Source organism: uncultured Jatrophihabitans sp., from assembly GCF_964244045.1.
Taxonomy (GTDB): Bacteria; Actinomycetota; Actinomycetes; order Mycobacteriales; family Jatrophihabitantaceae; genus Jatrophihabitans.
On the sequence record NZ_CAXTHK010000010.1, the window covers coordinates 62,087 to 86,874 of the forward strand.

22 protein-coding genes are annotated in these 24,788 nt (G+C 70.3%); 6 read left to right on the plus strand and 16 right to left on the minus strand.

Annotation, left to right across the window (positions count from 1 at the left end):
* Nucleotides 1–54: 54 nt before the first annotated feature.
* Nucleotides 55–1,263 (minus strand): bifunctional phosphopantothenoylcysteine decarboxylase/phosphopantothenate--cysteine ligase CoaBC, encoded by a 1,209-nt coding sequence (gene coaBC / locus ACFFC4_RS09970; RefSeq protein ID WP_375500323.1) that lies wholly within the window; start codon nucleotides 1,261–1,263, stop codon nucleotides 55–57.
* Nucleotides 1,264–1,273: 10 nt separating this feature from the next.
* A complete protein-coding gene (rpoZ, locus tag ACFFC4_RS09975; protein ID WP_375500325.1) occupies nucleotides 1,274–1,549 on the minus strand; it encodes a DNA-directed RNA polymerase subunit omega in 276 nt (91 codons plus the stop codon).
* Between the two features lie 116 nt (nucleotides 1,550–1,665).
* On the opposite strand from rpoZ, the gene ACFFC4_RS09980 reads away from it, so the two are divergent.
* Complete coding sequence (locus ACFFC4_RS09980) at nucleotides 1,666–2,967, plus strand: protein kinase (protein ID WP_375500327.1); 1,302 nt, start codon at nucleotides 1,666–1,668, stop codon at nucleotides 2,965–2,967.
* Here the strand turns inward: ACFFC4_RS09980 and ACFFC4_RS09985 are convergent.
* On the minus strand, nucleotides 2,946–4,229 hold the full coding sequence (locus ACFFC4_RS09985) for a hypothetical protein (RefSeq protein WP_375500329.1): 1,284 nt from the start codon (nucleotides 4,227–4,229) through the stop codon (nucleotides 2,946–2,948). The genes ACFFC4_RS09980 and ACFFC4_RS09985 overlap by 22 nt on opposite strands.
* Before the next feature lie 121 nt (nucleotides 4,230–4,350).
* Here ACFFC4_RS09985 and ACFFC4_RS09990 point away from each other — a divergent pair, with 121 nt between their 5' ends.
* A complete protein-coding gene (locus tag ACFFC4_RS09990; protein WP_375500331.1) occupies nucleotides 4,351–5,907 on the plus strand; it encodes a Re/Si-specific NAD(P)(+) transhydrogenase subunit alpha in 1,557 nt (518 codons plus the stop codon).
* 67 nt (nucleotides 5,908–5,974) lie between these two features.
* Entirely contained in the window at nucleotides 5,975–7,378 is a 1,404-nt protein-coding gene (pntB, locus tag ACFFC4_RS09995) for a Re/Si-specific NAD(P)(+) transhydrogenase subunit beta (RefSeq protein ID WP_375500333.1), read from the plus strand.
* 16 nt (nucleotides 7,379–7,394) lie between these two features.
* Here the strand turns inward: pntB and ACFFC4_RS10000 are convergent, their stop codons facing one another.
* Both ACFFC4_RS10000 and gmk read right to left on the minus strand, forming a co-directional pair.
* The gene (locus ACFFC4_RS10000) at nucleotides 7,395–9,725 is read right to left on the minus strand and encodes a putative bifunctional diguanylate cyclase/phosphodiesterase (RefSeq protein ID WP_375500335.1); all 2,331 of its coding nucleotides are present in this window, start codon (nucleotides 9,723–9,725) and stop codon (nucleotides 7,395–7,397) included.
* 58 nt (nucleotides 9,726–9,783) lie between these two features.
* Entirely contained in the window at nucleotides 9,784–10,329 is a 546-nt protein-coding gene (gene gmk / locus ACFFC4_RS10005; protein ID WP_375500337.1) for a guanylate kinase, read from the minus strand.
* 42 nt (nucleotides 10,330–10,371) lie between these two features.
* Here gmk and ACFFC4_RS10010 point away from each other — a divergent pair, with 42 nt between their 5' ends.
* Complete coding sequence (locus ACFFC4_RS10010) at nucleotides 10,372–11,313, plus strand: aldo/keto reductase (protein ID WP_375500339.1); 942 nt, start codon at nucleotides 10,372–10,374, stop codon at nucleotides 11,311–11,313.
* Nucleotides 11,314–11,398: 85 nt separating this feature from the next.
* Here the strand turns inward: ACFFC4_RS10010 and ACFFC4_RS10015 are convergent, their stop codons facing one another.
* Together ACFFC4_RS10015 and ACFFC4_RS10020 are read right to left on the minus strand one after the other, a co-directional pair.
* On the minus strand, nucleotides 11,399–12,232 hold the full coding sequence (locus ACFFC4_RS10015; RefSeq protein ID WP_375500341.1) for a 2OG-Fe(II) oxygenase family protein: 834 nt from the start codon (nucleotides 12,230–12,232) through the stop codon (nucleotides 11,399–11,401).
* A 118-nt stretch (nucleotides 12,233–12,350) separates the two neighbouring features.
* Complete coding sequence (locus ACFFC4_RS10020) at nucleotides 12,351–12,911, minus strand: alpha/beta fold hydrolase (protein ID WP_375500343.1); 561 nt, start codon at nucleotides 12,909–12,911, stop codon at nucleotides 12,351–12,353.
* A 180-nt stretch (nucleotides 12,912–13,091) separates the two neighbouring features.
* Between ACFFC4_RS10020 and ACFFC4_RS10025 the strand changes: the two genes are divergently transcribed.
* A complete protein-coding gene (locus tag ACFFC4_RS10025; protein ID WP_375500345.1) occupies nucleotides 13,092–13,592 on the plus strand; it encodes a molybdenum cofactor biosysynthesis protein in 501 nt (166 codons plus the stop codon).
* Here the strand turns inward: ACFFC4_RS10025 and pyrF are convergent.
* Genes pyrF through pyrR form a run of 8 tightly spaced genes read right to left on the minus strand, consistent with a single transcriptional unit; the run spans nucleotide 13,573 to nucleotide 23,525 of the window.
* The gene (gene pyrF, locus ACFFC4_RS10030) at nucleotides 13,573–14,400 is read right to left on the minus strand and encodes an orotidine-5'-phosphate decarboxylase (protein WP_375500347.1); all 828 of its coding nucleotides are present in this window, start codon (nucleotides 14,398–14,400) and stop codon (nucleotides 13,573–13,575) included. The genes ACFFC4_RS10025 and pyrF overlap by 20 nt on opposite strands.
* Nucleotides 14,397–15,383, minus strand: coding sequence for a dihydroorotate dehydrogenase (locus ACFFC4_RS10035; protein WP_375500349.1), 987 nt, complete (start codon nucleotides 15,381–15,383; stop codon nucleotides 14,397–14,399). Before ACFFC4_RS10035 ends, pyrF begins: the two co-directional genes overlap by 4 nt.
* Nucleotides 15,380–16,207, minus strand: a complete 828-nt coding sequence (locus ACFFC4_RS10040; protein ID WP_375500351.1) for a dihydroorotate dehydrogenase electron transfer subunit — start codon at nucleotides 16,205–16,207, stop codon at nucleotides 15,380–15,382. The genes ACFFC4_RS10035 and ACFFC4_RS10040 overlap by 4 nt, the downstream gene beginning before the upstream one ends.
* Complete coding sequence (carB, locus tag ACFFC4_RS10045; RefSeq protein ID WP_375500353.1) at nucleotides 16,204–19,605, minus strand: carbamoyl-phosphate synthase large subunit; 3,402 nt, start codon at nucleotides 19,603–19,605, stop codon at nucleotides 16,204–16,206. The genes ACFFC4_RS10040 and carB overlap by 4 nt, the downstream gene beginning before the upstream one ends.
* On the minus strand, nucleotides 19,605–20,711 hold the full coding sequence (gene carA, locus ACFFC4_RS10050; RefSeq protein WP_375500355.1) for a glutamine-hydrolyzing carbamoyl-phosphate synthase small subunit: 1,107 nt from the start codon (nucleotides 20,709–20,711) through the stop codon (nucleotides 19,605–19,607). Before carA ends, carB begins: the two co-directional genes overlap by 1 nt.
* Nucleotides 20,708–22,015 carry a dihydroorotase gene (locus ACFFC4_RS10055; protein WP_375500357.1) on the minus strand — a complete coding sequence of 436 codons (1,308 nt, stop codon included), beginning with the start codon at nucleotides 22,013–22,015 and terminating at the stop codon, nucleotides 20,708–20,710. The genes carA and ACFFC4_RS10055 overlap by 4 nt, the downstream gene beginning before the upstream one ends.
* Nucleotides 22,012–22,953, minus strand: a complete 942-nt coding sequence (locus tag ACFFC4_RS10060) for an aspartate carbamoyltransferase catalytic subunit (RefSeq protein ID WP_375500359.1) — start codon at nucleotides 22,951–22,953, stop codon at nucleotides 22,012–22,014. The genes ACFFC4_RS10055 and ACFFC4_RS10060 overlap by 4 nt, the downstream gene beginning before the upstream one ends.
* Entirely contained in the window at nucleotides 22,950–23,525 is a 576-nt protein-coding gene (pyrR, locus tag ACFFC4_RS10065) for a bifunctional pyr operon transcriptional regulator/uracil phosphoribosyltransferase PyrR (protein WP_375500436.1), read from the minus strand. Before pyrR ends, ACFFC4_RS10060 begins: the two co-directional genes overlap by 4 nt.
* 282 nt (nucleotides 23,526–23,807) lie before the next feature.
* Between pyrR and ACFFC4_RS10070 the strand changes: the two genes are divergently transcribed.
* Nucleotides 23,808–24,344 carry a transcriptional regulator gene (locus tag ACFFC4_RS10070; RefSeq protein WP_375500361.1) on the plus strand — a complete coding sequence of 179 codons (537 nt, stop codon included), beginning with the start codon at nucleotides 23,808–23,810 and terminating at the stop codon, nucleotides 24,342–24,344.
* 24 nt (nucleotides 24,345–24,368) lie between these two features.
* Here the strand turns inward: ACFFC4_RS10070 and nusB are convergent, their stop codons facing one another.
* On the minus strand, nucleotides 24,369–24,785 hold the full coding sequence (nusB, locus tag ACFFC4_RS10075) for a transcription antitermination factor NusB (RefSeq protein WP_375500363.1): 417 nt from the start codon (nucleotides 24,783–24,785) through the stop codon (nucleotides 24,369–24,371).
* Nucleotides 24,786–24,788: the final 3 nt, after the last annotated feature.

Genomic DNA, 24,788 nt, shown 5'->3' on the forward strand with positions numbered 1-24,788 from the left:
GCGAGCAGGGAAGACGGCCTGGCGGCACTGGTCGGGCGGCGTTTCTGCGGGCCGTCACCCGTGCAGCCGGGTGGCCACCGCGTCCCACAGGGCGGCGGCGAGCGCGGCTTTGGGTCCGTGGTCGACCACCGTCTCGGCACCGTCACTGCCCAGGATGACGGCGGCGTTGTCGAGCTGCCCGAACGCCCGGCCCGGACCGACTTGGTTGACGACGAGCAGGTCGCAGCCCTTGCGGGCCAGCTTGGCCCGGCCGAGCTCGAGCACGGTGTGCTGCTCGTCGCCGGTCTCGGCCGCGAAGCCGACGAGCACAGTACCCAACCGCCGTGCGGCGACGAGCCCGGCCAGGACGTCCGGGTTCTCCTCCAGCGGTAACGGCTCGGGGGGTTCACCAGATTTCTTGATCTTGTGCGCGGCCTGCGCGACGGGCCGGAAGTCGGCGACCGCCGCAGCCATCACTACGACGTCGGCGTCCTGCGCGGCCTTGTCGATCGCGTCGCGCAGTTCGAGCGCGGTCCCGACCCGCACGACCTCCACGCCTGCCGGGTCGGGCAGCTCGACGTTCGCCGAGACGACGGTGACCTGCGCGCCGCGCGCCGCAGCGACGGCCGCAACGGCGTACCCCTGCCGGCCGGAAGAGTTGTTGCCGAGGAAACGCACCGGGTCCAGCGGTTCGCGGGTGCCGCCGGCGCTGACCAGCACGTGGAGTCCGGCCAGGTCGTACGGCAGGGCGTCGCCGCGGTGCAGCAGCAGCTCGGCGAGCTGGGCGATCTGGACGGGCTCCGGCAGCCGGCCCTTGCCGGTGTCGGTCCCGGTGAGGCGGCCGCTTGCCGGCTCCATCACCACCGAGCCGCGACGGCGCAGCGTGGCGACGTTGTCGACGGTGGCCGGGTGCTCCCACATCTCGGTGTGCATGGCCGGGACGAACAGCACCGGACATCGCGCCGTCAGCAGCGTGTTGGTAAGCAGGTCGTCAGCGAGTCCGTGCGCGGCGCGGGCCAGCAGGTCGGCGGTGGCCGGCGCCACCACGACGAGGTCGGCCTGCCGGCCGAGCTGGACGTGCGGCACGCGGTCGGCCTCGGACCAGACCTCGGACGAGACGGGGTGATGCGAGAGCGCGGCCCAGGTGGCAGCGCCGACGAACTGCAGCGCCGATGCCGTGGGGACGACGTTGACATCGTGCCCCGCCTCGGCGAGCTTGCGCAGCAGGTCAGCGGCTTTGTAGGCGGCGATCCCGCCGCCTACGCCCAGCACGACACTGCTCATAAGGCAGACCCTAGGCGGTGGGTGTGGCCTCGGAGGGCTTGAACTCGATCAGGTCGGAGTTGATCTCGCGCAGCGAGATCGACAGCGGCTTCTCCTGCGGAGCGGTCTCGACCAGCGGGCCGACGTACTCGAGCAGGCCCTCGCCGAGCTGGCTGTAGTAGGCGTTGATCTGGCGCGCCCGCTTGGCCGCGATGATCACCAGCGCGTACTTCGACTGCGTGCGCTCGAGCAGCTCGTCGATGGGCGGGTTGGTGATGCCTTCTGCGGTGGAGACGGATTCGGACACGACTCAACTCTCTTTTCGAAAACGTGGCTGCGGCGGACGTGCCACCACGAGGTCCAGCTTACCCATCGCGGGTCTGAAAAGCCGATTCCGCCGGGCCCGCCGGCCATAATGAGCGGGTGACGGATCTGATCGCGGGCCGCTTCGCGCTGTGCGATCCCATCGGACGAGGCGGCAGCGGAACCGTTTGGCGGGCCTACGACCGCAAGCTGAACCGCCTGTGCGCGGCCAAGGTGCTGCGCCAACGCGACGCCGGGGACCTGCTGCGCTTCGTGCGCGAGCAGTCCGTCCGCGTGGCCGGGCCGCACGTGCTGTCGCCGTACTCCTGGGCCGCCGAGGACGAGCACGTCATCATCGCCAGCGAGCTGGCCGAGGGCGGCTCGCTGGCCGCACTCGTGCACCGAACCGGCCCGCTGGCCCCGATGACAGTGGCCGTCCTCCTCGACCAGCTGCTCGAAGGCCTGGGGCACGTGCACGCCGCCGGCATGGTGCATCGCGACGTGAAGCCGGCCAACCTGCTGCTGAGGGCGACCCGGACAGGACCCGCGTACGCGATGCTGGCCGACTTCGGCCTGACCATCCACCACAGCGACGCCCGGTTGACCGAGGTCGGGCTCATGGTGGGCACGCCGGGATACCTCGCCCCCGAGCTGCTGCGCGGCGGCGTCGTGCCCACGCCACAGCACGACCTGTACGCGGCCGGTCAGGTGGCGGGTGTCCTGCTGACCGGTCACGAACCGGACGGTTTCGCGCCGGCGCCCGAGGGCATCGGCCCGCTGTTCGACGTACTGCGCGCGTTGACGGCTTTCGGCCCGGAGCGGCGGCCGGCGTCGGCCGAGCAGGCCCGCGCCGCGCTGCGTCCCGCCCTGGGCGACGTGCGCCCGCAAACCCCGTCCGGGCTGCTGATCGACGTCTGGTCCACGTTGCCGCCGCTGCCCGCCGACGCAGCCCATGAGCTCGCTGACACCTCACCAGACCTCGCCGGACAGCCGACCGGCGCCGTGCGCGGCGATGTGCGATCGACCCCATTGTTGAGCGCGGTCGCCTCGGTGCCCACCTCGACGTCGGTGTCGCCACCCCCCGGCTGGCTCAGCACCCCGCCGCTGTCGCCCGGCGTCCCCACCCGCCGGGCAACCGCGCCGCGGCCGCACCGACGCAAGCTCGTCCCAGCACTGGCCGCCGTCATCGTCGCCACCGCGGTGGCGGTTCCCGTAACGCTCGCGCTGACGGAGGGTTCAGGCGGCCGCACCGAACCCACCGCGCCGCCCACCGGCACGCTCGGTGGAACCCCGGCCGTCGTCGTGCACGAGATCGGGACCACCTGCGACTGGCAGCAGCAGGGCGACCGGGCCAGGACGGGCGGCGGGCGCACCGTCGTCTGTGCCGCGGGCAAGGACCGCTACGTCTGGGTCGGCCGCTGACGGCGCCGCAGCACCAACAGCCAGACCACGACCCCGACGATGACGACCGCGCCGACCACTGACGCGATCACCACCGGCGTGTGGTCGACGCCGGTCTGCGGATCAGCAGTCCCGTCGACGACAAAGCTCGGGCCGGTCGTCGGCGTCCCCACGGCCTGCACGTCCAGCTCGTACGGGACTTCGCTCGTCCGCCCGGTGCTGTCGGGGTAGGCGGTCGAGACGATCAGGTAGTAGTCCCCGTCCATCGCGTACGGCAGCACGTCGGCGTCGTCCGAGCGGCGGTTCGCCCAGGACGTCGGCACCAGTGTCGAGCCGTACAGCGCCCCCGTGCTGGCACCGAGATCGCTGCCGGCGTTCTCGGCGTCATCAGGCTGGTCGACCGCTTGACGCACCGGGTTGGCGAGCAACACCGTTCCCCGCGTGCCCTGGTAGTCCGGGATCTGTGGCAGCTGGTCGACAGTGAGCGTCCACGCCAGGCGCTGCCCCCACTGCAGGTGCACGCGGTAGTAGCGCCGCTCCCCTGTCGTGAAGCTGTCGCGGTACCGACCGTCGGGCAGGGTCGGCGCGTCACCGAAGCCCGTTCCGCCGATGACGGTGCGCAAAGGGCCACTGCCCGACGCCCGGACGTTCTTTGCTGATGTCCCCGACTCCGGCGCTGCGGTAGGCGCCGAGAAGGCCGGCTCGGAGCGGTAGGCGATCTCCATCTCGAGCGCGGTGCCGCTCGCCGCCGAACCGGACCGGGTGACGTGCAGGGCGTAGAAGGCGTCGGTAGGACACTTGTTCCAGCCCGGCCCACCGACCACCCCAGGTGCCAGGACGGCGGTCGCGCTGTCGAGACCGTCGCCGGTGGTGTCGCCGGTGCCGGACGTCGTCGTCTCACAGCCGGACACGCTGCGATCGACGGGCGCGAGCGAGAGCGCAACGCGCAGCGCAGAGTCGCTCGCCGCTGGGCGGCCGCGCGGCGCCTCGGTGACCGACAGGTACGGCGTTTCGCCCTTGCGCAGCCGGACGCGGTAGTACTTCGCCGTCCCGTCCTCGTACGACGCGCCGGCCGACGCGAACGTGTCGTGGTAGAGCCCCGGTGCGAGTTCCGGCCCGACGACCGGGTTGGCGCCGCCCGTCGTGCGGACGCCGGACGCGGTGTAGTAGCGCAGGGCGGGCGCCGCACCGGCGCCGGCAGGCACCGACCAGACGCCCAATACCGCGACGCCGATCACGATCACGCCGCGCCGGAGCAGGCCGGGAGGCGGCGGGCGACGCATGTTGGCTAGATTGCCTCAACATTGCCCGGTACCGGTAATCACAGACCGGTGGTCACCGGGCGGGCGCGCATCCCTGCTGTGCCGACCAGTGACGACGCGAACGTGACCGAGGAGGTCGTGCATGACGGCTCAGCGCATCGGCGTGGTGACGGAGGCTGGCGACGAGACGCGGGTGGCCGCCACACCGCGCACCGTCGAGGCCCTGCTCAAGCTGGGCTACGAGGTGCTCGTCGAGGCCGGAGCCGGTATCCGCTCGGACTTCGCCGACGACGCCTACGCCGAGGCCGGCGCAAGCATCGGCGACACTGTCAACACTTGGCACAGCGACGTCGTGCTGAAGGTCAACGCGCCGACCAGCGAGGAGATCGCCCGGCTGCAGGACGGGTCGACGCTGATTGCCCTGCTGAGCCCGGCGTTCAAGCCCGACCTCGTGGAGGAGCTGGCCGGTCGCAACATCACGGCGATGGCCATGGACGCCGTACCGCGCATCTCCCGCGCGCAGTCGTTGGACGTGCTGTCCTCGATGGCCAACATCGCGGGTTACCGCGCGGTCATCGAGGCCGCGCACGTCTTCGGGCGGTTCTTCACCGGTCAGGTCACGGCGGCCGGCAAGGTGCCGCCGGCGAAGGTGCTCGTGGCCGGTGCGGGCGTGGCTGGGCTGGCCGCGATCGGGGCGGCGTCGAGCCTGGGCGCGATCGTGCGGGCCACCGACCCGCGGCCCGAGGTCGCCGAGCAGGTGCGCTCGCTGGGCGGGGAGTTCCTGTCCGTCGACGTCGTGCAAGAGGCCTCGACCGACGGGTACGCGAAGGCGACGTCCGAGGACTACGACCGCCGGGCCGCCGAGATCTACAGCGAGCAGGCCGCGGACGTCGACATCATCGTCACCACCGCGCTGATCCCCGGCCGTCCCGCCCCGAAGCTGTTGACAGCCCAGGACGTCGCGGCCATGAAGCCGGGTTCGGTGATCGTCGACATGGCCGCCGCGCAGGGCGGCAACGTGGCCGGTTCGAAACCGGGCGAGGTCGTGGTCACCGACAACAAGGTGACGATCATCGGCTACACCGACCTCGCCGGCCGCCTGGCTGCACAGGCCTCCCAGCTCTACGGCACGAACCTGGTGAACCTGATGAAGCTGCTGACGCCCGAGAAGGATGGCCGCGTCGTCTTCGATTGGGATGACGTCGTCCAGCGCAACATGACCGTCGTCCGCAACGGCGAGAAGCTCTGGCCCCCACCACCGGTGCAGGTGTCGGCCGCGCCCGCTAGTTCAACATCAGCAGCGAAGCCCACGGCTGAACCCCCGCCACCGAAGAAGCAGCTCACCGACGCGCAGAAGACGACCCGGCGGTTCACCCTCGTCGGCATCGGCGTGCTCGTGCTGTTCCTGGTCAACGAGTTCGCCCCGCAGCCTGTGCCCGAGCACTTCACGGTGCTGATGCTCGCCGTGGTCATCGGTTACTACGTCATCGGCAAGGTGCACCACGCACTGCACACGCCGCTGATGTCGATCACCAACGCGATCTCCGGGATCATCGTCGTCGGCGCCATGCTGCAGATCGGCGAGAGCGACGACACGGTCGTGCGGGTGATGGCCTTCCTGGCCATCCTGCTTGCCTCCATCAACGTCTTCGGTGGCTTCGCCGTGACCCGCCGCATGCTCGGGATGTTCTCCAAGTGAGCGAGCGTGCGAGCGAGCCAAGGAGCACAGTGACGTCTCCGGCGGCGACGAGGAACGAGGAGTCGCAGTGAACGCACACTCGATCGCCGAGGCCGCGTACATCGTCGCGGCCCTGCTGTTCATCCTCGCCCTGGCCGGGCTGTCCAAGCACGAGACGGCCAAGCAGGGCATCGTCTACGGCATTGCGGGCATGGTCATCGCGCTCGCCGCCACCATCGGCGTGGCCACCGAGCACGCTGCGACGATTGCGATCGTCCTGCTCGTCGTCGCGGTGGTCATCGGTGCCGCCATCGGGCTGTGGCGCGCCCGCATCGTCGCAATGACGGGCATGCCCGAGCTGATCGCGTTGCTGCACAGCTTCGTCGGTCTCGCCGCGGTGCTCGTGGGCTGGAGCGGTTACTACTCCGTCGAGCACGACTCCGGCCAAACAGAGTTTGCCGGTTCGCTGCTGCGCATCCACCACGCCGAGGTGTTCATCGGCATCTTCATCGGCGCGGTCACCTTCACCGGTTCGATCGTGGCCAACCTGAAGCTGTCCGCGCGGATCAAGTCCTCGCCGCTGATGCTGCCCGGCAAGAACTACCTCAACATCGGCGCGCTCGTCGCGTTCGTGGTGCTCACGGTCTTGTTCGTGCGCTCACCGAACCTGCCGCTGCTCATCGCGGTGACCGTCGTGGCGCTGGCACTGGGCTGGCACCTGGTGGCCTCGATCGGCGGCGGCGACATGCCGGTCGTCGTGTCGATGCTCAACAGCTACTCCGGCTGGGCCGCGGCCGCGTCGGGCTTCCTGCTGAACAACAATCTGCTCATCGTCACCGGTGCGCTCGTCGGCTCGTCGGGTGCCTACCTGTCCTACATCATGTGCACCGCGATGAACCGCTCGTTCATCTCGGTGATCGCCGGCGGGTTCGGCATCGAGGCCGGCCCGGCGGACGACACGGATTACGGCGAGCACCGCGAGATCACCGCCGAGGACACCGCTGAGCTGTTGAAGGACGCCTCGACGGTGATCATCACGCCCGGCTACGGCATGGCCGTGGCCCAGGCGCAGTACCCGGTCGCCGACCTCACCCGCAAGCTGCGCGAGCGTGGCGTCGACGTCCGCTTCGGTATCCACCCCGTCGCCGGTCGGCTACCCGGGCACATGAACGTGTTGCTGGCCGAGGCCAAGGTGCCCTACGACATCGTGCTCGAGATGGACGAGATCAACGACGACTTCGGCGACACCTCGGTGGTGCTGGTCATCGGCGCCAACGACACGGTTAACCCGGCCGCCGCCGACGACCCCAGCTCCCCCATCGCCGGCATGCCGGTGCTGCACGTGTGGGAGGCGTCGAATGTCGTCGTGTTCAAGCGTTCGATGGCCGCGGGCTATGCCGGCGTGCAGAACCCGTTGTTCTTCCGCGACAACAGCCAGATGCTCTTCGGCGACGCCAAGGCCCGCGTCGAGGACATCATCCGGGCGCTGTAGAACGCCGTGACAAAGGTCAGTCGCGCACGCTGATCCCGACGGGCTCGGTGATGCCGATGTTGACCGGTGACGTGTCGCCGATCGGCATCGGCCGACCCAGCAAGAAGCCCTGTGCGGCGTCGCAACCGAGCGAGCGCAGCACGTCGAACTGGCGCTCGGTCTCGATGCCCTCGCCGACCACGACCGCGCCGAGGTCGTGCGCCAGCGTGATGATGCCGCGCACCAGGGTGGTGGACATCGTCGGATCGTCGAGCGGTTCGACGAAGCTGCGATCGAGCTTGACGATGTCCGGCCGGATCGCGCCGAGCCGGCTCAGGGTCGACTGGCCGACGCCGAAGTCGTCGATGGCGATGCGCACGCCGAGGTCACGCAGCGAGGCGAGCGCGCTGTGCATGACGGTGAGGTCGAGGACGTCACGCTCGGTGATCTCGACGATGAGCCTGGACGGGGCAACCTCGAGCTCGGCCAGCAACGTCCCGAGCCGTTCGGCGATGCTCGCCTCGACGAAGCGACCGAGGCCGAGGTTGATCGAGGTCAACACCGGGGTGGCCATCAGGTGCTCGTAGCGCAACATCTGACTCAAGGCTTTGCGGGCGACGAGCAGGTCCAGGTCGGCAAGCAGTCCCTCCCGTTCGGCCATCTTCACGAACTGGTCGGGCGGAACGGCCACACCGTCGAAGGACCACCGCGCGAGCGCCTCGACCGCGTACGGCTCGCACTCCATGGACAAGATGGGCTGCAGCGCTGTACCGACGCGGCCGGCGCTGAGATCGCCGGCGAAGGCGATGCGCTTGTCGAGCACGTTCGACTCGACGCCGCCCAGCGTGGCGTTGTAGTCGACCGCGGCGCCCTTACCGGTCCGCTTGGCCGTGTACATCGCGATGTCCGCCTGCTTGAGCAGCTGCGGCACGTCGATGTTGCCGTCGGTGGCCGAGACGGTGCTGCGCCCGATGCTGGCCCGCAGGGGCACCATCCGGTTCTGGATCATGACCGGGCGGGCGAGGGCCTGCAACATCCGATCGGCCATCAGGGCGACGTCGCCGTCGTCCTCGAACAGCACCGCGAACTCGTCACCGCCCAGCCGGGCCAGCGTGTCACCCTCGCGGACGATGGCGTTCAACCGCTCGGCGACAGTGGTCAGGACGGTGTCGCCGGCGTCGTGGCCCAACGAGTCGTTGACCGATTTGAAATCGTCCAGGTCGCAGAAGACGAGCGACACCGGCCGCATGTCGCGCCGGTGCAGTTCCAGGGCGTGCGCGACCCGGTCGTAGAACAGCGCCCGGTTGGCCAGGCCGGTCAGCGGGTCGTGGAAGGCCCGGAAGTGCAGTTCGTGCTGCCTGGCCAGCAGGTCCGCGGAGAGCCGGCGGTTGTCGAGCACCGCGAGCAGTTGGCGGGCGAGCAGCGCCGAGATGGCAACGACGGACACGACCAGCGTGACGTAGTCGATCCCGGACCGCACCAGCCCCACGGCGGTCGCGGTGATGCCGACCACGACGAAGGCGTAGGGCAGGCAGACCAGGACGATCGACTCGGTCCGTTCCCGCTGGTCGGCCGGCACGTGTTCGTAGAACACCGCACCCAGACCCATGAGCAGGAAGGAGACGAACCAGCCGATGTCGGCGAACGAACCGGTGCTGTTCCCGCTGCCCATCGCCGAGGTGTAGGAGAAGTAGCTGTCGGCCAGGGCGATCGCGACCAGGCCGCTGATGAAGAACACGTCGCCCCGGCGTAGCTGCGAGTGGACGACGATCAGGGCAGCAGCGGTGATCAACACCAGGTCGCCGACGGGATAGGCGAGGCCGACGAGCAGAACGAACAGGTTGTCGGCTCCACCGTGGTAGACGCTGCCCAGCGTCGTCTCCCAGCTGATGATGAACAACGCAGAGGCCACCATCGCGCCGTCGAGCACGACCCGGAAACGGCCGGTACCGGCATAGGCCGACGAGGGACGCACGAGCAATCCGCCCAGTGCCAGGGCGGGGAACAACAGGTAACCGCAGTCGGCCAAGGACGGGAACGGGGTCGCGCGACCGGCGACCACTTCGTAGTAGGTCCAGACGACCTCGCCGATCCCCCAAGCAGCGATCCCACCGGCTATCAGCGCCCAGGACAGGCGTTCGGCACCGGAGAGCCGTCGGGCCTGCCACGCGCAGAAACAAGCGCCCAGCGCCGGCGACACGATCTGGCCGCCGTCGTCTATCGCCCTGGCGACGAACGGGCCGCCGACCCTGAGGCGCAGCAGCGCGGTGAAGACGGCCGCCACGCCGAAGAGGACGGCCAGCGCGACCGCCGGGCGGCCGCGCCTGGCCGCGTCGATGAGCGCGGTGGGTTCGGACAGCCGTTCCATGCCCGGTCCATCGGCACGTGCACCCGAATATTGAGCGGCGGGGCCGACAGGCTGCCCCTCAGCCGAGTAGTTCGGCTACCTGCCGGGCGGCGTCGTCGACACGTTCGTTGACGACGACGTGGTCGAACTCGCTCGCGGCGGCCAGCTCGATCTCGGCGCGGGCCAGGCGGGCGCGTTGCGCCTCTGCCGACTCGGTGCCGCGGCCGGAGAGCCGGTGGACGAGCTCCTCGGGCGAGGGTGGGGCCAGGAAGACAAAGCGGGCGTCGGGCATCGAGCGGCGTACCTGACGGGCGCCCTCGAGCTCGATCTCGAGCAACGTCGGCACGTCGGCGGCGAGGTGCTTGAGCACCGGCGACCGCGGCGTCCCGTAGTGATTGCCGGCGAACTCGGCATGTTCGAGCAGGGCGTCCTCGACGATCATCTGCTCGAACTCCGCGCGGCTGACGAAGCGGTACTCGCGGCCGTCGCGCTCCCCCGGGCGCGGATGGCGCGTCGTGGCCGACACCGACACCCAGACGTGCGGCGCCAGCTCCCGCAACGCGCGCACCAGCGTGCCCTTACCGACCCCAGACGGCCCGGACAGGACGGTCAGGCGGGCGGGCATCCCGCGAAACTACCGGCCGGGCCCGGTCGTACTGTCGACGGTATGGAGTTCAGACGCCTCGGTAGCAGTGGCCTGGTCGTGTCCGCAGTGGGGCTCGGCACGAACAACCTCGGCATGAAGCTCGACATGGACCAGAGCCGCGAGGTGATCGACGCAGCGTTCGACGAGGGCATCACCCTGTTCGACACCGCCGATTCCTACGGCGCCTCGGAGGAGCGGCTCGGCGAGCTGCTCCAGGGCCGCCGCGACGACGTCGTGCTGGCCACGAAGTTCGGCAGCGACGCCGCGCCGCGGGGCAACGGCAACGGCGCCGATTGGGGCGTTCGCGGGTCGCGGCGCTACGTGATCAAGGCGGTCGAGGCCTCGTTGCGCCGGTTGCGCACGGACTGGATCGATCTGTATCAGATGCACCGGCCCGACCCGGCCACCCCGATCGAGGAGACCCTGTCAGCGCTCGATGACCTCGTGCACGCGGGCAAGGTCCGCTACCTGGGCAGCTCCAACTTCACCGGCTTCCAGATCGCCGAGGCCGAGTGGCAGGCGCGCACCCGGGGTATCGAGCGCTTCGTCAGCGCACAGAACGAGTACAGCTGGCTCGAGCGCGGTATCGAGGCAGATGTCGTGCCCGCACTCGAGCACTACGGCGTCGGGCTCCTACCCTTCTTCCCGCTCGCCAGCGGGCTGCTCACCGGCAAGTACCGGCGCGGTGAGCCTGCGCCCGAGGGCAGCCGGATCAAGGCCTGGGGACGCGAGGAGTCCCTGACCGACGCGACCTTCGACGTCCTCGAGGCGCTCGAGAGCTTCGCGAAGGCACGCGGCGTCGAGATCCTGGACGTCGCGATGGGCGGCCTGGCCGCGCAACCCATGGTCGCCAGCGTCATCGCCGGCGCGACCTCGCGCGAGCAGGTGGCTCGCAACGCCGCCGCCGGCGCCTGGCAACCCACGCTCGAGGACCTCGCCGAGCTGGACCAGCTCACGTCCTGACCCGCCACCTCCGCAGTGATCAACAGCGTCGGAACGTCGGTTCCCGACGTTTCGACGCTGTTGATGAGCTAGAGACGGGTAGTGCTCAGAGGGCCTCGACGGGCGGGAGGCCGAACATCGACGGCGCGTTGCGCACGTGCTCGCGGATGTCGGTGCGCTCGCCCTCGGCGTTGTCGATCCAGCTGTAGAGCGGCTCGTCGATCTCGGGGTTCACGAAGTACATGATCGACTGCCGGTCGTCGAGGCCGTGGTTGCGTACCTGGTGGTACAGCGGCGGGATCTGCCCGCCGGACAGCGCGGTGAGCACCGATCCGGGCATGATCAGCACCTCGTCCTTGCCGGGCAGCATGGGCTGCACGGTGTCGTCGTCGGTGTAGATCTCCAGGCCAGGGGCGGTGGCGTGCAGGACGGTGACCATGTGGCCGTCCTCGTGCCGGTCCTGCAGCAGGTCGCGCTCGGCCGGGGCCGGCAGGCAGTAGTTGATCTGCAGGTAGGCGGCCTTCTCGAAGGCCGGCGCCTTGTCGGCACCGAAGTGCTGGGCCACCTCGTTCAGGACGCTCTGCACGAGCGGCGCCAGCGAGTCGCGCCAGTCCAGGAAGGAGCCGGTGAGCTCGTCGATGTCGCCGGAGTTCGGGATGAGGTCGAGGCGGCTGGACCACAGCGTGAAGCACTCGTTCATGTCCGGGCGCTCCGGCACCCGCGAGTACTCGATGCCGAAGGGCCGATAGCCGTAGTTGTGGTCGGCGCTGCCGTGAGCCAGCTTGTCCTCGAGCGGCCGCTGGAAGAACTGCACCGCCGTCGAGATGGCGGTCTGCAGGTTGCCGGCGTCGAGATCGCTCAGCTTCACGACGGCATAGCCCTGATGGAGGATGTCGCGTGCGGCCTTGGTCACCGCGTCGAGCGCAAGGGTGTTCGTCACTGTGTGGCTCCCTGTGGGGATCGTTGGAAATGATGCTTGGCGAGAGTGCCGTCGGGCCACAGCCCGGTCGGACTGTACGCGAGACCGCGCGCCCCAGCTGCGCGCTGTGGGTCTTTCGTCAGGGTTTCGTGCCCGCCGTCTCACTGCGCCGCACCGTGCGTTCGATGCCGTCGAGCACCACCGGCCAGAGTCGACGGGCCAGATCGTGGCCCATGCCCTCGAGGATCAGCAGCTCGCCCTGCGGCAACGCGGCTGCGGTGGCCCGCCCACCCGACGGCAGGATGATCCGGTCGCGATCGCCATGGATCACCATCGACGGGCGGTCGTAACCGCGCAGGCCGGCAGTGCGGTCGCGTTCGGCCAGGATGGCGGCCAGCTGCCGAACGTTGCCGCTGCCGTCGCCTTCCTCGCGGATCGCCGCGCGGCCCATGATCGAGACGAGGGAACGGACGAGGCCTCGGTGCCGGATCGCGGTGGCCTGGGCGATCATCGAACCGAGCGAAACGCCCACCACATGCGCGCCGGCCGGGGCGACGTGCCGGATCAGCCCGGCCGTGTCGTCGGCCATGTCCTCCAGCCGGTAGGTCACTGGTGCGCGGCGGGTCAGCAGCTGCACCGGCGACGGGCCCGGCCCGCTGAACGACGTCGACCGGCCGACGTCACGGTTGTCGAAGCGCACCACCCGCAAGCCACGACGGACGAGGTCGTCACAGAACTCGTCGCGCCACCAAAAACAGGTCCAGGCCCAGACCCATGACCAGCACGACGGTCGGCGCGTCGCCCGGGCCGCGGACGTCGAAGCAGAGCGTCACGTCTCCGGTCGTCACGAATTGTTCCTGCATCCATGCATGATGGCCGGGTGGCCGAGATCGTGCAGCTGCTGGCCTCCCCCGTGCACCGGTACGCGGGCCGGCCGGGGCCGCTCGGGGACGTCGCCGACGAGACCACCGACCGACTCGAGATCCGGGCCGGTCTTGGCGTGGTCGGCGATCGCTACTTCAACCGCCCGGCCCACCGCGACGCGTCGGTGACGGTCCTCGCCGCCGAGTCGCTGGCGGCGTGGCCGGGCGCCGGGCTGCCCGAGACCCGGCGCAACGTCCTGCTACGCGGAGTGGACGTCGACGCGGCGGCCGGTCGGGTGCTCTCACTCGACAGCGGCGACGGGCCGGTGCTGCTGCTCGTGCGAAGACCGGCCCGCCCGTGCGCGTGGCTGGATCTGACGGTCGAACCCGGTGCCTGGAAAGGCCTGCGCGGGCGCGCAGGCATGCGTTGTGAGCCACTGACCGACGGCCTGCTGCGGGTCGGCCCGGTGGCCGTCGAGTGGCTGGACGCCCTGACGGTCAGGCCCGCAGGAAGCTGAACTGCTCGAGCTGCTGCTCGACGGCGTTGCGCAGCGCCTCGATGTCCGGCCCTTGCCGTAACACCTCGCGCGAGACGCTGGGCACGACGTGCCGCAGCGCGTCGCCGAACAGCCGGTGCACGTCCTCGACCGTGCCACCCTGCGCGCCGATCCCCGGGGACAGGATCGGTCCGTTGAGCGCATCGAACGTGGCGTCGGTCGAGCCGATCGTTGCGCCGACGACCGCGCCGAGCGAGCCGAGTGGCGCGGCGCCATTGTTGCGGGCGGCCAGGTCGTCGAGCACCACCTGGGCCACCGTGCGGCCGTCCTCTACGCGAGCGGTCTGGAACGGGCGCGCCTCGGGGTTGGACGTCAGCGCAAGGACGAACGCGCCCGCATCGTGCCGGGCGCACAGCTCGAACGCCGGCTCGAGCGCCCCGACTCCGAGGTAGGGGTTCAGGGTGATCGCGTCGGCGGACAGCGCTGACGCCGGGTCGAGGTAGGCGTCGGCGTACGCGGCCATCGTCGAACCGATGTCACCCCGCTTGACGTCCAGCACGACCAGCGCACCCGCCTCCCGCGATGCTGCGATCGTCCCCTCGAGCACGGCGATGCCTTCGGCGCCGTGCCGCTCGAAGAAGGCCGACTGCGGTTTGATCACCGGGGCAAGATCGGCGAAGGCCGCGACACAGATGGCAGCGAACGTCGCAAGCCCCTGGCCGTCGACGGGTAACTCCCACTGCTCCAGCAGTCCCGGATGCGGGTCGATCCCGAGGCACAGCGAACCGCGGGCATCGAGCGCGGCGTCTAGTCGGGCTCCGAAACTCACGCGAGCTCCTCCGCTGGACGGCGCCGGGCGGCGCGCTGACGGTCGTCGAGATGGGCCGCCTGGGAATGGGCATAGCCGACGGCGTCGCTGAGCCGCGCGAATCCGCGGGCAGCGAGGGCCTCGGTCAATTCGGCGAGCACCCGCAGCGGCGCGCGCGGATCACCGAACGTCGCGGTGCCGACGGCCACCGCGTCGGCCCCGGCCAACACGAACTGCAGGGCGTCCAAGCCGCTGGCAATACCTCCGGAGCCGATGATCGGCAGGTGCGGCACGGCGCGACGCACCTGCCAGACGCAGCGCACCGCGATGGGTCGCACCGCCGGGCCGGAGAGCCCGCCGATGCCGTCGGCGAGCACCGGTGCCAGCGTGTCGGTGTCGATCACCATGCCGCTGACGGTGTTGATGAGCGAGAAGCCATCGGCACCCGAGTCGGCGCACACCCGGGCTAGGTGGCCCAGGTCGGTCACGTCGGCCGTGAGCTTGGCGAACACCGGCTGGGCCGGGTCGGCTGCCCGGCGCACGGCCCCGATCACCCGCGCCGAAGCGATAGCGTCCGCGGCGAACATCTGGCCGCGACTGCCGTGGTTCGGGCACGAGATGTTGGCTTCTATCGCGGCCACGGCGGGGTGCCCGGCGAGCTTGCGCGCGACCTCGGCGAACTCATCGCTGTGCGTGCCGGCGATCGAGACGATGACGCGCAGGCCGCGTTCGGCCAGCAAGGCGAGGTCGGCGGCAACGAACGCGTCGATGCCCGGCCCGATGAGGCCGTGGGCGCTGAGCAGGCCGCTGGGTGTACCGGCGGAGCGCGGCGCCGGCCGACCAGCCCAGGGCGCAGCCATGACCGACGGTGTGACGAGCGCGCCGAGCGCGGCCAGGTCGACGAACTGCGCCAGCTCCCGGCCCGCGCCTGCCGTGCCCGCCGCCGCGAGCACCGGGTTGGGCAGCCGCAGCCGACCCAACCGAGCGGTGAGGTCGACGCTCATGCGAATTCGCCCCACCGGACGCGGCCGGCCTCGAGCACCGGGCCCTCGACGCAGGCGCGGACGAGACGAAATCCGCCGTCACCGACGCGCGCAGGCAACAGACAGGACAGGCACACACCGATGCCGCAGGCCATCGGCGCCTCGACCGCCACCTGTGCACGGATCGCGTGCTCCTGCGCGAGCTCACCGACGCGACGCAGCACAGCCGCCGGCCCGGACGCGTAGACGACCTCGGCGCCGAGCCGCACGATCGCGTCGGACACCGCGTCGGTCGTCGGGCCGGTGCGCCCGGCCGAGCCGTCGGTCGTCAGCACCGTCACCCGCTCGGCGATCCGCTTCGCCGGCTGCTCGCCGTACAACTCTGAGGCCGTATCGGCCCCCAGCACCACCTCGACCGGCGAGCCTTGGGCGACAAGCGTCTGCGCCAGCCAGCTCAGCGGGCCGCCGCCGTAGCCGTGGGCGACCAGAACGGCCGGTGACGGTCCGGACGGCAACGGGAACGGCGTCCCGAGGGGGCCGACGAGGTCCAGCCGGTCTCCAGCAGTGCGCCCGGCAAGCCAGCGGGACCCGGCCCGGCGCGGAGCGATGACGACCGTGACGGTGCCGGCATGTGCACCGCCGGTCGTGGCGGCGGCGATGAACAGTGCCCGGCGCAGCACCTCGGCCGAGCTCTCGTCGCCCACCCGCGCCGCCACGAACTGGCCCGGCCTGGCGTGTTCGGCGATCTCAGGGGCGATGAGGGTGAGGCTGACGAGGTCGCCGGCGCGGTGCGCGCCGAACACCTCAGCCGTCTCGATAACGGGACCGTGCCCGCCGTCGGTCACTCGGCCTCGGCATCGACGCGCGCGCGCCAGGCCGCGAGGTCGGCGTGGTACTCCTGCAGCGAGCGGACGCCGAGCTCGCCGCGGGTGAGTTCCTCGATGCCCTGTACGGCGGCGGCGAAGGCCTGCGTGGTGGTCAGACACGGGATGCTGGCGGTCACCGCGGCGGTGCGGATCTCGTAACCGTCCAGGCGCGGTGCGCCCGAACCCCAGGGCGTGTTCAGCACGAGATCGACCTCGCCGGCCTGGATGCGTTCGACGATGTTGCCGGGCCCGTCGCTGAACTTGCCGACGACCTCGACGGGCACCCCGTTGCGGCGCAGCACCTGGCCGGTGCCCGCGGTGGCGAGCACGCGGAACCCGAGGTCGGCCAGCCGCTTCACCGGGAAGATCGCGGCCCGCTTGTCGCGGTTGGCGATGCTGACGAACACGGTCCCCTTGATCGGCAACGACCCGTACGCCGCGGCCTGCGACTTCGCGAACGCGGTGCCGAAGGTGGCATCGAGGCCCATGACCTCACCCGTCGACTTCATCTCCGGACCGAGGATCGAGTCGACCTGGTCGCCGGCCGGCGTGCGGAAGCGGTGGAACGGCAGCACCGCTTCCTTGACCGCGATCGGCGCGTCGGCCGGCAGGTTGCCGCCGTCGCCGTGGCGCGGCAGCAGGCCCTCCTCGCGAAGCGAGGCGATCGACGCGCCGAGCGCGATGCGGGCCGCGGCCTTGGCCAACGGCACCGCCGTCGCTTTCGACACGAACGGCACCGTCCGCGAAGCCCGCGGGTTCGCCTCCAGGACGTACAGCACGTCGCCGGCCATCGCGTACTGGACGTTGAGCAAGCCCCGCACGCCGACGCCCTGCGCGATGGCCAGGGTGGACGCGCGCACGTTGGCGATGTCGGTGTCGCCCAGCGTGATCGGCGGCAGTGCACACGCCGAGTCGCCGGAGTGGATTCCGGCCTCCTCGATGTGCTCCATGACGCCGCCGAGGTAGAGGTCGGTGCCGTCGTAGAGGGCGTCCACATCGATCTCGACAGCGTCATCGAGGAACCGGTCGACAAGGACCGGGTGGTCGTCGGTTATTTCCGTCGCCCGACTGATGTAGTCCGACAGGTGGGCCTCGTCGTAGACGATCTCCATGCCGCGACCGCCGAGGACGTAGGACGGGCGCACGAGCACCGGGTAGCCGATCTCGTCGGCCACCGCCTTGGCCTCGTTGAACGACGTCGCCACCCCGTTGCGCGGCGCGGGCAGGCCGGCCTCGGTGAGCACCCGGCCGAACGCACCGCGGTGCTCGGCGAGGTCGATGGCCTCCGGCTGCGTACCCAGCACCGGCACGCCGACGTCCTTGAGCTTCTGGGCAAGCCCCAGCGGGGTCTGCCCGCCGAGCGTGCAGATGACGCCGGCAACGGTGCCGGAGGCCTGCTCCGCAGCCACCACCTCGAGCACGTCCTCGAACGTCAGCGGCTCGAAGTAGAGACGGTCGGCCGTGTCGTAGTCGGTGGACACCGTCTCGGGGTTGCAGTTGACCATGACGGTCTCGTAGCCCGCGTCGCGCAGCGCCATGACCGCGTGCACGCACGAGTAGTCGAACTCGATGCCCTGACCGATGCGGTTCGGACCGGAGCCGAGGATCAACACCTTCTCGCGGTCGCGTTGCGGCGCGACCTCGGTCTCGTCGTCGTAGGACGAGTAGTGGTACGGGGTGCTGGCCGCGAACTCCGCCGCGCAGGAGTCGACGGTCTTGAACACCGGCCGGATGCCCAGGCGGTGCCGCAACGTGCGCACGCCGTCCTCGCCGGCAAGCTCGGGACGCAGCGCGGCGATCTGCCGGTCCGACAGTCCGTGCCGCTTTCCCTTGCGCAGCAGTGCCTCAGTGAGCGTCGGCGCGTCGCGCACCTCGGCGCCGACCTCGACGATCAGCGCAAACTGGTCGACGAACCACGGGTCGATGCCGGTGGCCTCGGCGACCTGTTCGACGGTGGCGCCGGCCTGCAGCGCCGCACCGACGGTGTAGAGCCGGCCGTCGGTGGGCACGGCCGCAATGCGCAGTAGGTCCTCGACCGTCGTGGCCGGCGCCGGCGCGGTGAAGAAACCGGCCGTCTTGGTCTCCATCGAGCGCAGCGCCTTGCCGAGCGCCTCGGTGAAGTTGCGCCCGATGGCCATCGCCTCGCCGACGGATTTCATGTGCGTCGTCAGCACGGGGTCGGCGCCCGGGAACTTCTCGAACGCGAAGCGCGGGATCTTGACCACGACGTAGTCCAGCGTCGGCTCGAAGGCCGCGCAGGTGTGCCTCGGGGGGGACTCGGGGGCTGTCTCCCCGAGGGTCGTGAAGGCCGCGCAGGTGTGCCTCGGGGGGGACTCGGGGGGTGTCCCCCCGAGGGTTGTGATGTCGTTGGGGATCTCGTCGAGCGTGTAGCCGACGGCCAGCTTGGCCGCGATCTTCGCGATCGGGAAGCCGGTGGCCTTACTTGCCAGGGCGGACGAGCGAGACACCCGAGGGTTCATCTCGATGACGATCATGCGCCCGTCGGCCGGGTCTATTGCGAACTGGATGTTGCAGCCGCCGGTGTCGACGCCGACCTCGCGCAGCACCGCGATGCCCATGTCGCGCATCTGCTGGTACTCGCGGTCGGTGAGCGTCATCGTCGGCGCGACGGTGATCGAGTCGCCGGTGTGCACGCCCATCGGGTCGAGGTTCTCGATCGAGCAGACGACTACGACGTTGTCGTGCTTGTCGCGCATCAGCTCGAGCTCGTACTCCTTCCAGCCCAGCACGGACTGCTCGACGAGCACCTCGTGCACAGGGCTGGCCGCCAGACCGCGCGCGACCATCTGGCGCACCTCGTCGGCGTTGGTGGCCAGGCCCGAGCCGAGCCCGCCCATGGTGAAAGACGGTCGGACGACGATCTTGTTGCCGACCGTCTCGGCGAACGCGACCGCCTCGTCCAGGGTGTGGCAGACGCGCGAGTCGGGGACGTCGCCGCCGACCGCGCGCACGATCTCCTTGAACCGTTGACGGTCCTCGCCTCGCTGGATGGCCTCGACATCGGCACCGATGAGTTCGACACCGTACTTCTCGAGCAGCCCGGCAGCGTGCAGGTCCATGGCCAGGTTGAGCGCGGTCTGCCCGCCGAGCGTCGGCAGCAGCGCATCGGGACGCTCGCGGGCGATGACCCGCTCGACGTACTCCGGCGTCAACGGCTCGACGTAGGTGGCGTCGGCGAACTCGGGGTCGGTCATGATCGTCGCCGGGTTCGAGTTGATCAGGCTGACGCGGTAGCCCTCGCTGCGCAGCACCCGGCAGGCCTGCGTCCCGGAGTAGTCGAACTCGCAGGCCTGGCCGATGATGATCGGCCCCGAGCCGATGACCAGGATGTGCTCGATGTCCGTGCGCTTCGGCACTACTTCTCTCCCTCGAGCAGCTCGATGAATCGGTCGAAGAGATAAGCCGCGTCGTGCGGGCCGGCCGCAGCTTCCGGGTGGTACTGGACGCTGAACGCGCGCACGTCGCGGGCGGTGAGGCCCTCGACGACGTCGTCGTTCAGGCAGACGTGCGACACCTCGACGTCCCCGAAGTCTGTAGCCGTGACCCGGTCGAGCGGGGCATCGACCGCAAAGCCGTGGTTGTGCGCGGTGATCTCGACCTTGCCCGTGCGGCGGTCCTGCACCGGCTGGTTGATGCCGCGGTGGCCGTAACCGAGCTTGTAGGTCCCGAACCCGAAGGCTCGGCCGAGGATCTGGTTGCCGAAGCAGATGCCGAAGACTGGCACCTCGCGGCGCAGCAGCTCGCGCACGGTGGCCACCGCCTCGTCGGCAGCGGCCGGGTCGCCGGGGCCGTTGGCCAGGAAGACCGCGTCGGCGCCGGTGGCCACGACGTCCTCGGCGGAGGACGTCGAGGGCAGGACGTGCGTAGTGATCCCGCGCTGCGCCATTCGGTGCGGCGTCATCGACTTGATGCCGAAATCCAGCGCGGCCACGGTGAAGCGCTCCTCGGCGAGCGCGTCGATCCGGTACGCCTCCGGCGTGCTGACCTGCGCGGACAGATCCGCGCCGGTCATCGCCGGGGAGTCCAACACCTTGTGCAGCAGGGCTTGTGGGTCGATGGTGGCCGTCGAGACCCCGCATCGCATGGCGCCGCGCTCGCGCAGGTGGCGGGTCAGCGCGCGGGTGTCGATGCCGCTGATGCCGACCACGCCCTGCGCGGCGAGATCGTCGTCGAGCGTGCGACGCGAGCGCCAGTTCGACGGCCGGCGGGCAGGGTCGCGCACCACGTAGCCGGCGACCCAGATGCGCCGCGACTCGACGTCCTCGTCGTTCACGCCGGTGTTGCCGATGTGCGGCGCGGTCTGCACCACCACCTGACGGTGGTACGACGGGTCGGTCAGAGTCTCCTGGTAGCCGGTCATACCGGTGTTGAAGACGGCCTCGCCGAACGTCTCACCCTCGGCGCCGTACGACTCGCCCCGGAAGGCGCGCCCGTCCTCGAGTACCAGTAGCGCGTCAGTCACGCAGAAGCTCCTTCGACGATGCGCCCGCCGGACACCGTGACCCGGCCGCGGAAGACGGTAGCCACGACGGACGCGGGCAGCGTCCGTCCGGCGAATGGGGTGTTGCGACCGCGCGAGGCGAAGGCGGCCGGGTCTACCGTCCACTCCCCCGACGGGTCGACGAGGGTCAGGTTGGCCGGCGCGCCGACCGCGAGCGTCGCGCCGCTGGTCGAGGTATGGCCGTCGACGCGCCCGATCGCCGCGGGGCGCACCGACATCCGGTCGGCGACGCCGGCCCAATCGAGCAATCCGGTGCCGACCATCGCCTCGGCCACGACCCCGAGCGCGGTCTGCAGCCCGAGCATGCCGAACGCCGCGTCGCCGAACGCGTGGTCCTTGTCGTGCGCAGCGTGCGGGGCGTGGTCGGTGGCTACGGCGTCGATGGTGCCGTCGGCCAACCCGGCCCGTAGCGCGGTGACGTCAGCGGCCGGACGCAGCGGCGGATTCACCTTGTAGATCGGGTCGTAGCCCTCGAGCAGGTCACACTCGAGCAGCAGGTGGTGCGGCGTCACCTCGGCCGTCACTGCGATCCCCCGCGCCTTGGCCCAGCGGATGACCTCGACGGTGCCGCCCGTGGAGACGTGGCAGACGTGCAGCCGCGAGCCGGTGTGCTCGGCGAGCATGACGTCGCGGGCCACGATCGAGTCCTCTGCCACGGCCGGCCAGCCGGCGAGCCCGAGCCGGCCGGAGACCTCGCCCTCGTGCGCGCACGCGGCGGAATCGGCGAGCCTCGGGTCCTGGGCGTGCTGCGCGATCACCCCGCCGAACGGCTTGACGTACTCGAGCGCGCGACGCATCAATCGTGAGTCGTGCACGCACCGGCCGTCGTCGCTGAACACCCGCACGGCCGCCGACGAGCGGGCCATGCTGCCCAGCTCGGCGAGCGTCTCGCCGGCCAGGCCCTTCGACACGGCGCCGACCGGGCGGACGTCGACGAGGCCGACCTCGCGACCGCGCTGCCACACCCGTTCGACGATCTCGGCGCGGTCGGCCACCGGGTCGGTGTTGGCCATGGCGTGCACGGCCGTGAACCCGCCCAGGGCGGCGGCGGCGGAGCCGGTGGCGATGGTCTCGGCGTCCTCGCGGCCCGGTTCGCGCAGGTGGGTGTGCAGGTCGACGAAGCCGGGCAGCAGCACCAGCCCGGACCCGTCGACCACCTCGTCGCCGTTCAGGTTCGAGCCCACGGCTGCTATCACGCCGTGCTCGACCAGCACGTCGGTGACACGGTCGCCCAGCAGCGCCGCCCTGCGGATCAGCACGCTCACATCGCCACCTCCTCAGCAGAACCGGCGAGCAACCGGAACAGCACGGCCATCCGCACCGACACCCCGGCCTGCACCTGTTCGAGCACCAGCGAGCGTGAGCTGTCGGCGGCGGCAGAGGAGATCTCCAGACCGCGGTTCATCGGCCCCGGATGCAGGATCGGGACGTCGTCGCCGAGCAGGTCCAGCCGCGCGGGCGAGAGCCCGTAGGTGGCCGCGTACTCGTGCTCGCTGGGGAAATAGCCGCCGCTCATCCGCTCGCGCTGGACGCGCAACATCATGACCGCGTCGACGTCGCCACCGGCTTTACCGGACAACACCGCGTCGAGGTCCCAGCTGGTGTCGCACGGCCAGCTGCTCACGCCCGACGGCATCAGCGTCGGCGGCGCGACGAGCGTCACCCGTGCACCCAGGGTGCGCAGCAGCAGCACATTCGAGCGGGCCACCCGGCTGTGCGTGATGTCGCCGACCACCGCGACGTGCCGACCGGCCAACTCGCCGAGGCGGCTACGCAGTGTGTAGGCGTCCAGCAGCGCCTGGGTGGGGTGCTCGTGGGTGCCGTCGCCGGCATTGACGACCGGACAATCCACCCACTGCGCGACGCGAGCCACCGCGCCGGAGGCGTTGTGCCGTACAACCAGCGCATCCACGCCCATGGCTGCGACGGTCAACACCGTGTCCCGCAGGCTCTCGCCCTTGCTGACACTCGAGCCCTTGGCGCTGACGTTGATCACGTCGGCGGACAGCCACTTACCGGCGATCTCGAACGACGAGCGCGTCCGGGTGGAGTCCTCGAAGAACAGATTGACGATCGTGCGCCCGCGCAGTGGCGGTAGCTTCTTGACCACGCGGGTCTGCACGGCATGCATGCGCTGTGCGGTGTCGAGGATGGCCAGCACCTCGTCGCGGTCCAGGTCGCCGGCCGAGAGCAGGTTCCTCACTGGTCCCCTACCAGGACTGCGTCCTCCACGAGCACCGCGTCGACGTCGTCGACCTCGGTCATCAGCACCCGCACCTTCTGCTCCGGTGCGGTCGGCAGATTCTTGCCGACGTAGTCGGCGCGGATCGGCAGCTCGCGGTGGCCGCGGTCGATGAGGGTGGCCAGCTGGACGGTGCGCGGCCGGCCGAGCTCGGTCAGGGCATCGAGGGCGGCACGGCACGAGCGCCCGGAGCACAGCACGTCGTCAACGAGGATCACGGTGCGCCCGTCGATGCCGCCGTCGGGCTCGACGGTTTCGGCGAGCGGGCGCACACCGCGCAGGCGCAGGTCATCGCGGTAGAGAGTGATGTCCAGCGAGCCCACCGGCAGCTGCACACCGGCAAAGGTGGCGATGCGGTCGGCCAGACGGTGGGCCAGCGGCACGCCGCGCGTCGGGATACCGAGCAGTACGACCTCGAAACCGCCACGGGCGGTGTTCTCGATGATCTGGTGCGCCATCCGGTCGGTGATGCGTGCGACGTCGGCGGCGGTCAGGACGGTGCCGGGGAGCTGCGAAGACGACGGCTCGGCCATCGAGCGGGCATGAGCGTCCGAAGACACTGGCGCCTCCTTGTCCGCCTCACTGGACGGTCCGTTAAAGGAGTGAAACGCTGCCACCCTAACAGTGCCCGCCAGCCGTTCGCGCCCGGCGCCACGGTTGCTGCTGTGCTGGTCTTGTTCGCTTTTTGACACGTCTGAACCGCAAAGTTACGGTCAGTTGTGCTCTCAATGGTGATCAGTCTCGGTGTTTGGGCATAGTGCAGCATGACGCGACCACTGCCGGCTCGTGCTATTGCCGGCCTACGCGGGGACGGGATGACCACCAGAGTGTCCGAAGACGAGGTTGTGGCCGCCGACGGCTACGCCAAAGCCTTGGGCGCTCGACTGCGTGCGGTGCGTGCCCAGCAGCACCTGTCCCTGCAGGGCGTCGAACGTAAGTCCGACGGCCGATGGAAGGCCGTCGTCGTGGGCTCCTACGAGCGCGGCGACCGCGCCGTGTCCGTGCAGCGCCTGGCAGAGTTGGCCGACTTCTACGGCGTGCCCGTGAGCGAGCTGCTCCCGCCCGACGACAGCCCGTTCTCCTCGGGGTCTACGGCCCCACCGCTGTCCCGCATCGTGCTCAACCTGGACAACGTCGCCACGCTCACCGACGGGCACGCCGACATCCTGCGGCGTTTCGTGTCCTCGATCCAACGTCAGCGCGGCAACCTCGGCGCCCGCAGCCTGCCCGTCCGGCACGAGGACCTCAGCACGCTCGCCCTCATGTACGACACCTCGATCGAGGCGCTCACCGAACGGCTCGTGCGCTGGCAGGTCCTGGCACCCGAGTCCGTCATCATCGACAGCGAGTAGACCGACCACGAGCAGACTCGGACGTCAGGCCTGCGGATCCAGCGCGGGCCGGTCGCGCTGCACCCGACCGAGGATGCCGTTGACGAATCGGGGCGACTCGTCCGTGGACAGCGACTTCGCCAGCTCGACGGCCTCGTCGATGGCCACCGCATCAGGCACCTCGTCGCGCACCAGCAGTTCATAGACGCCGAGGCGCAGCACCGCACGGTCGACGTCAGGCATCCGCTCGAGCGTCCAGCCCTCGGCGTAGTCGGACAGGATCCGGTCGATGTGCACCCGGTTGGCCTGCACGCCCTCGACCAGCTCGATCGTGTAGTCGTTCACGGGCGGGTCGGCGAGGGCCACCCGGTCGGACAACGTACGTAGCGCGTCGACCCCGCGGACGTCGGACTCGTAGAGAACGTCCAGGGCACGCTTGCGCGCCTTGCTGCGGGCAGCCATGCG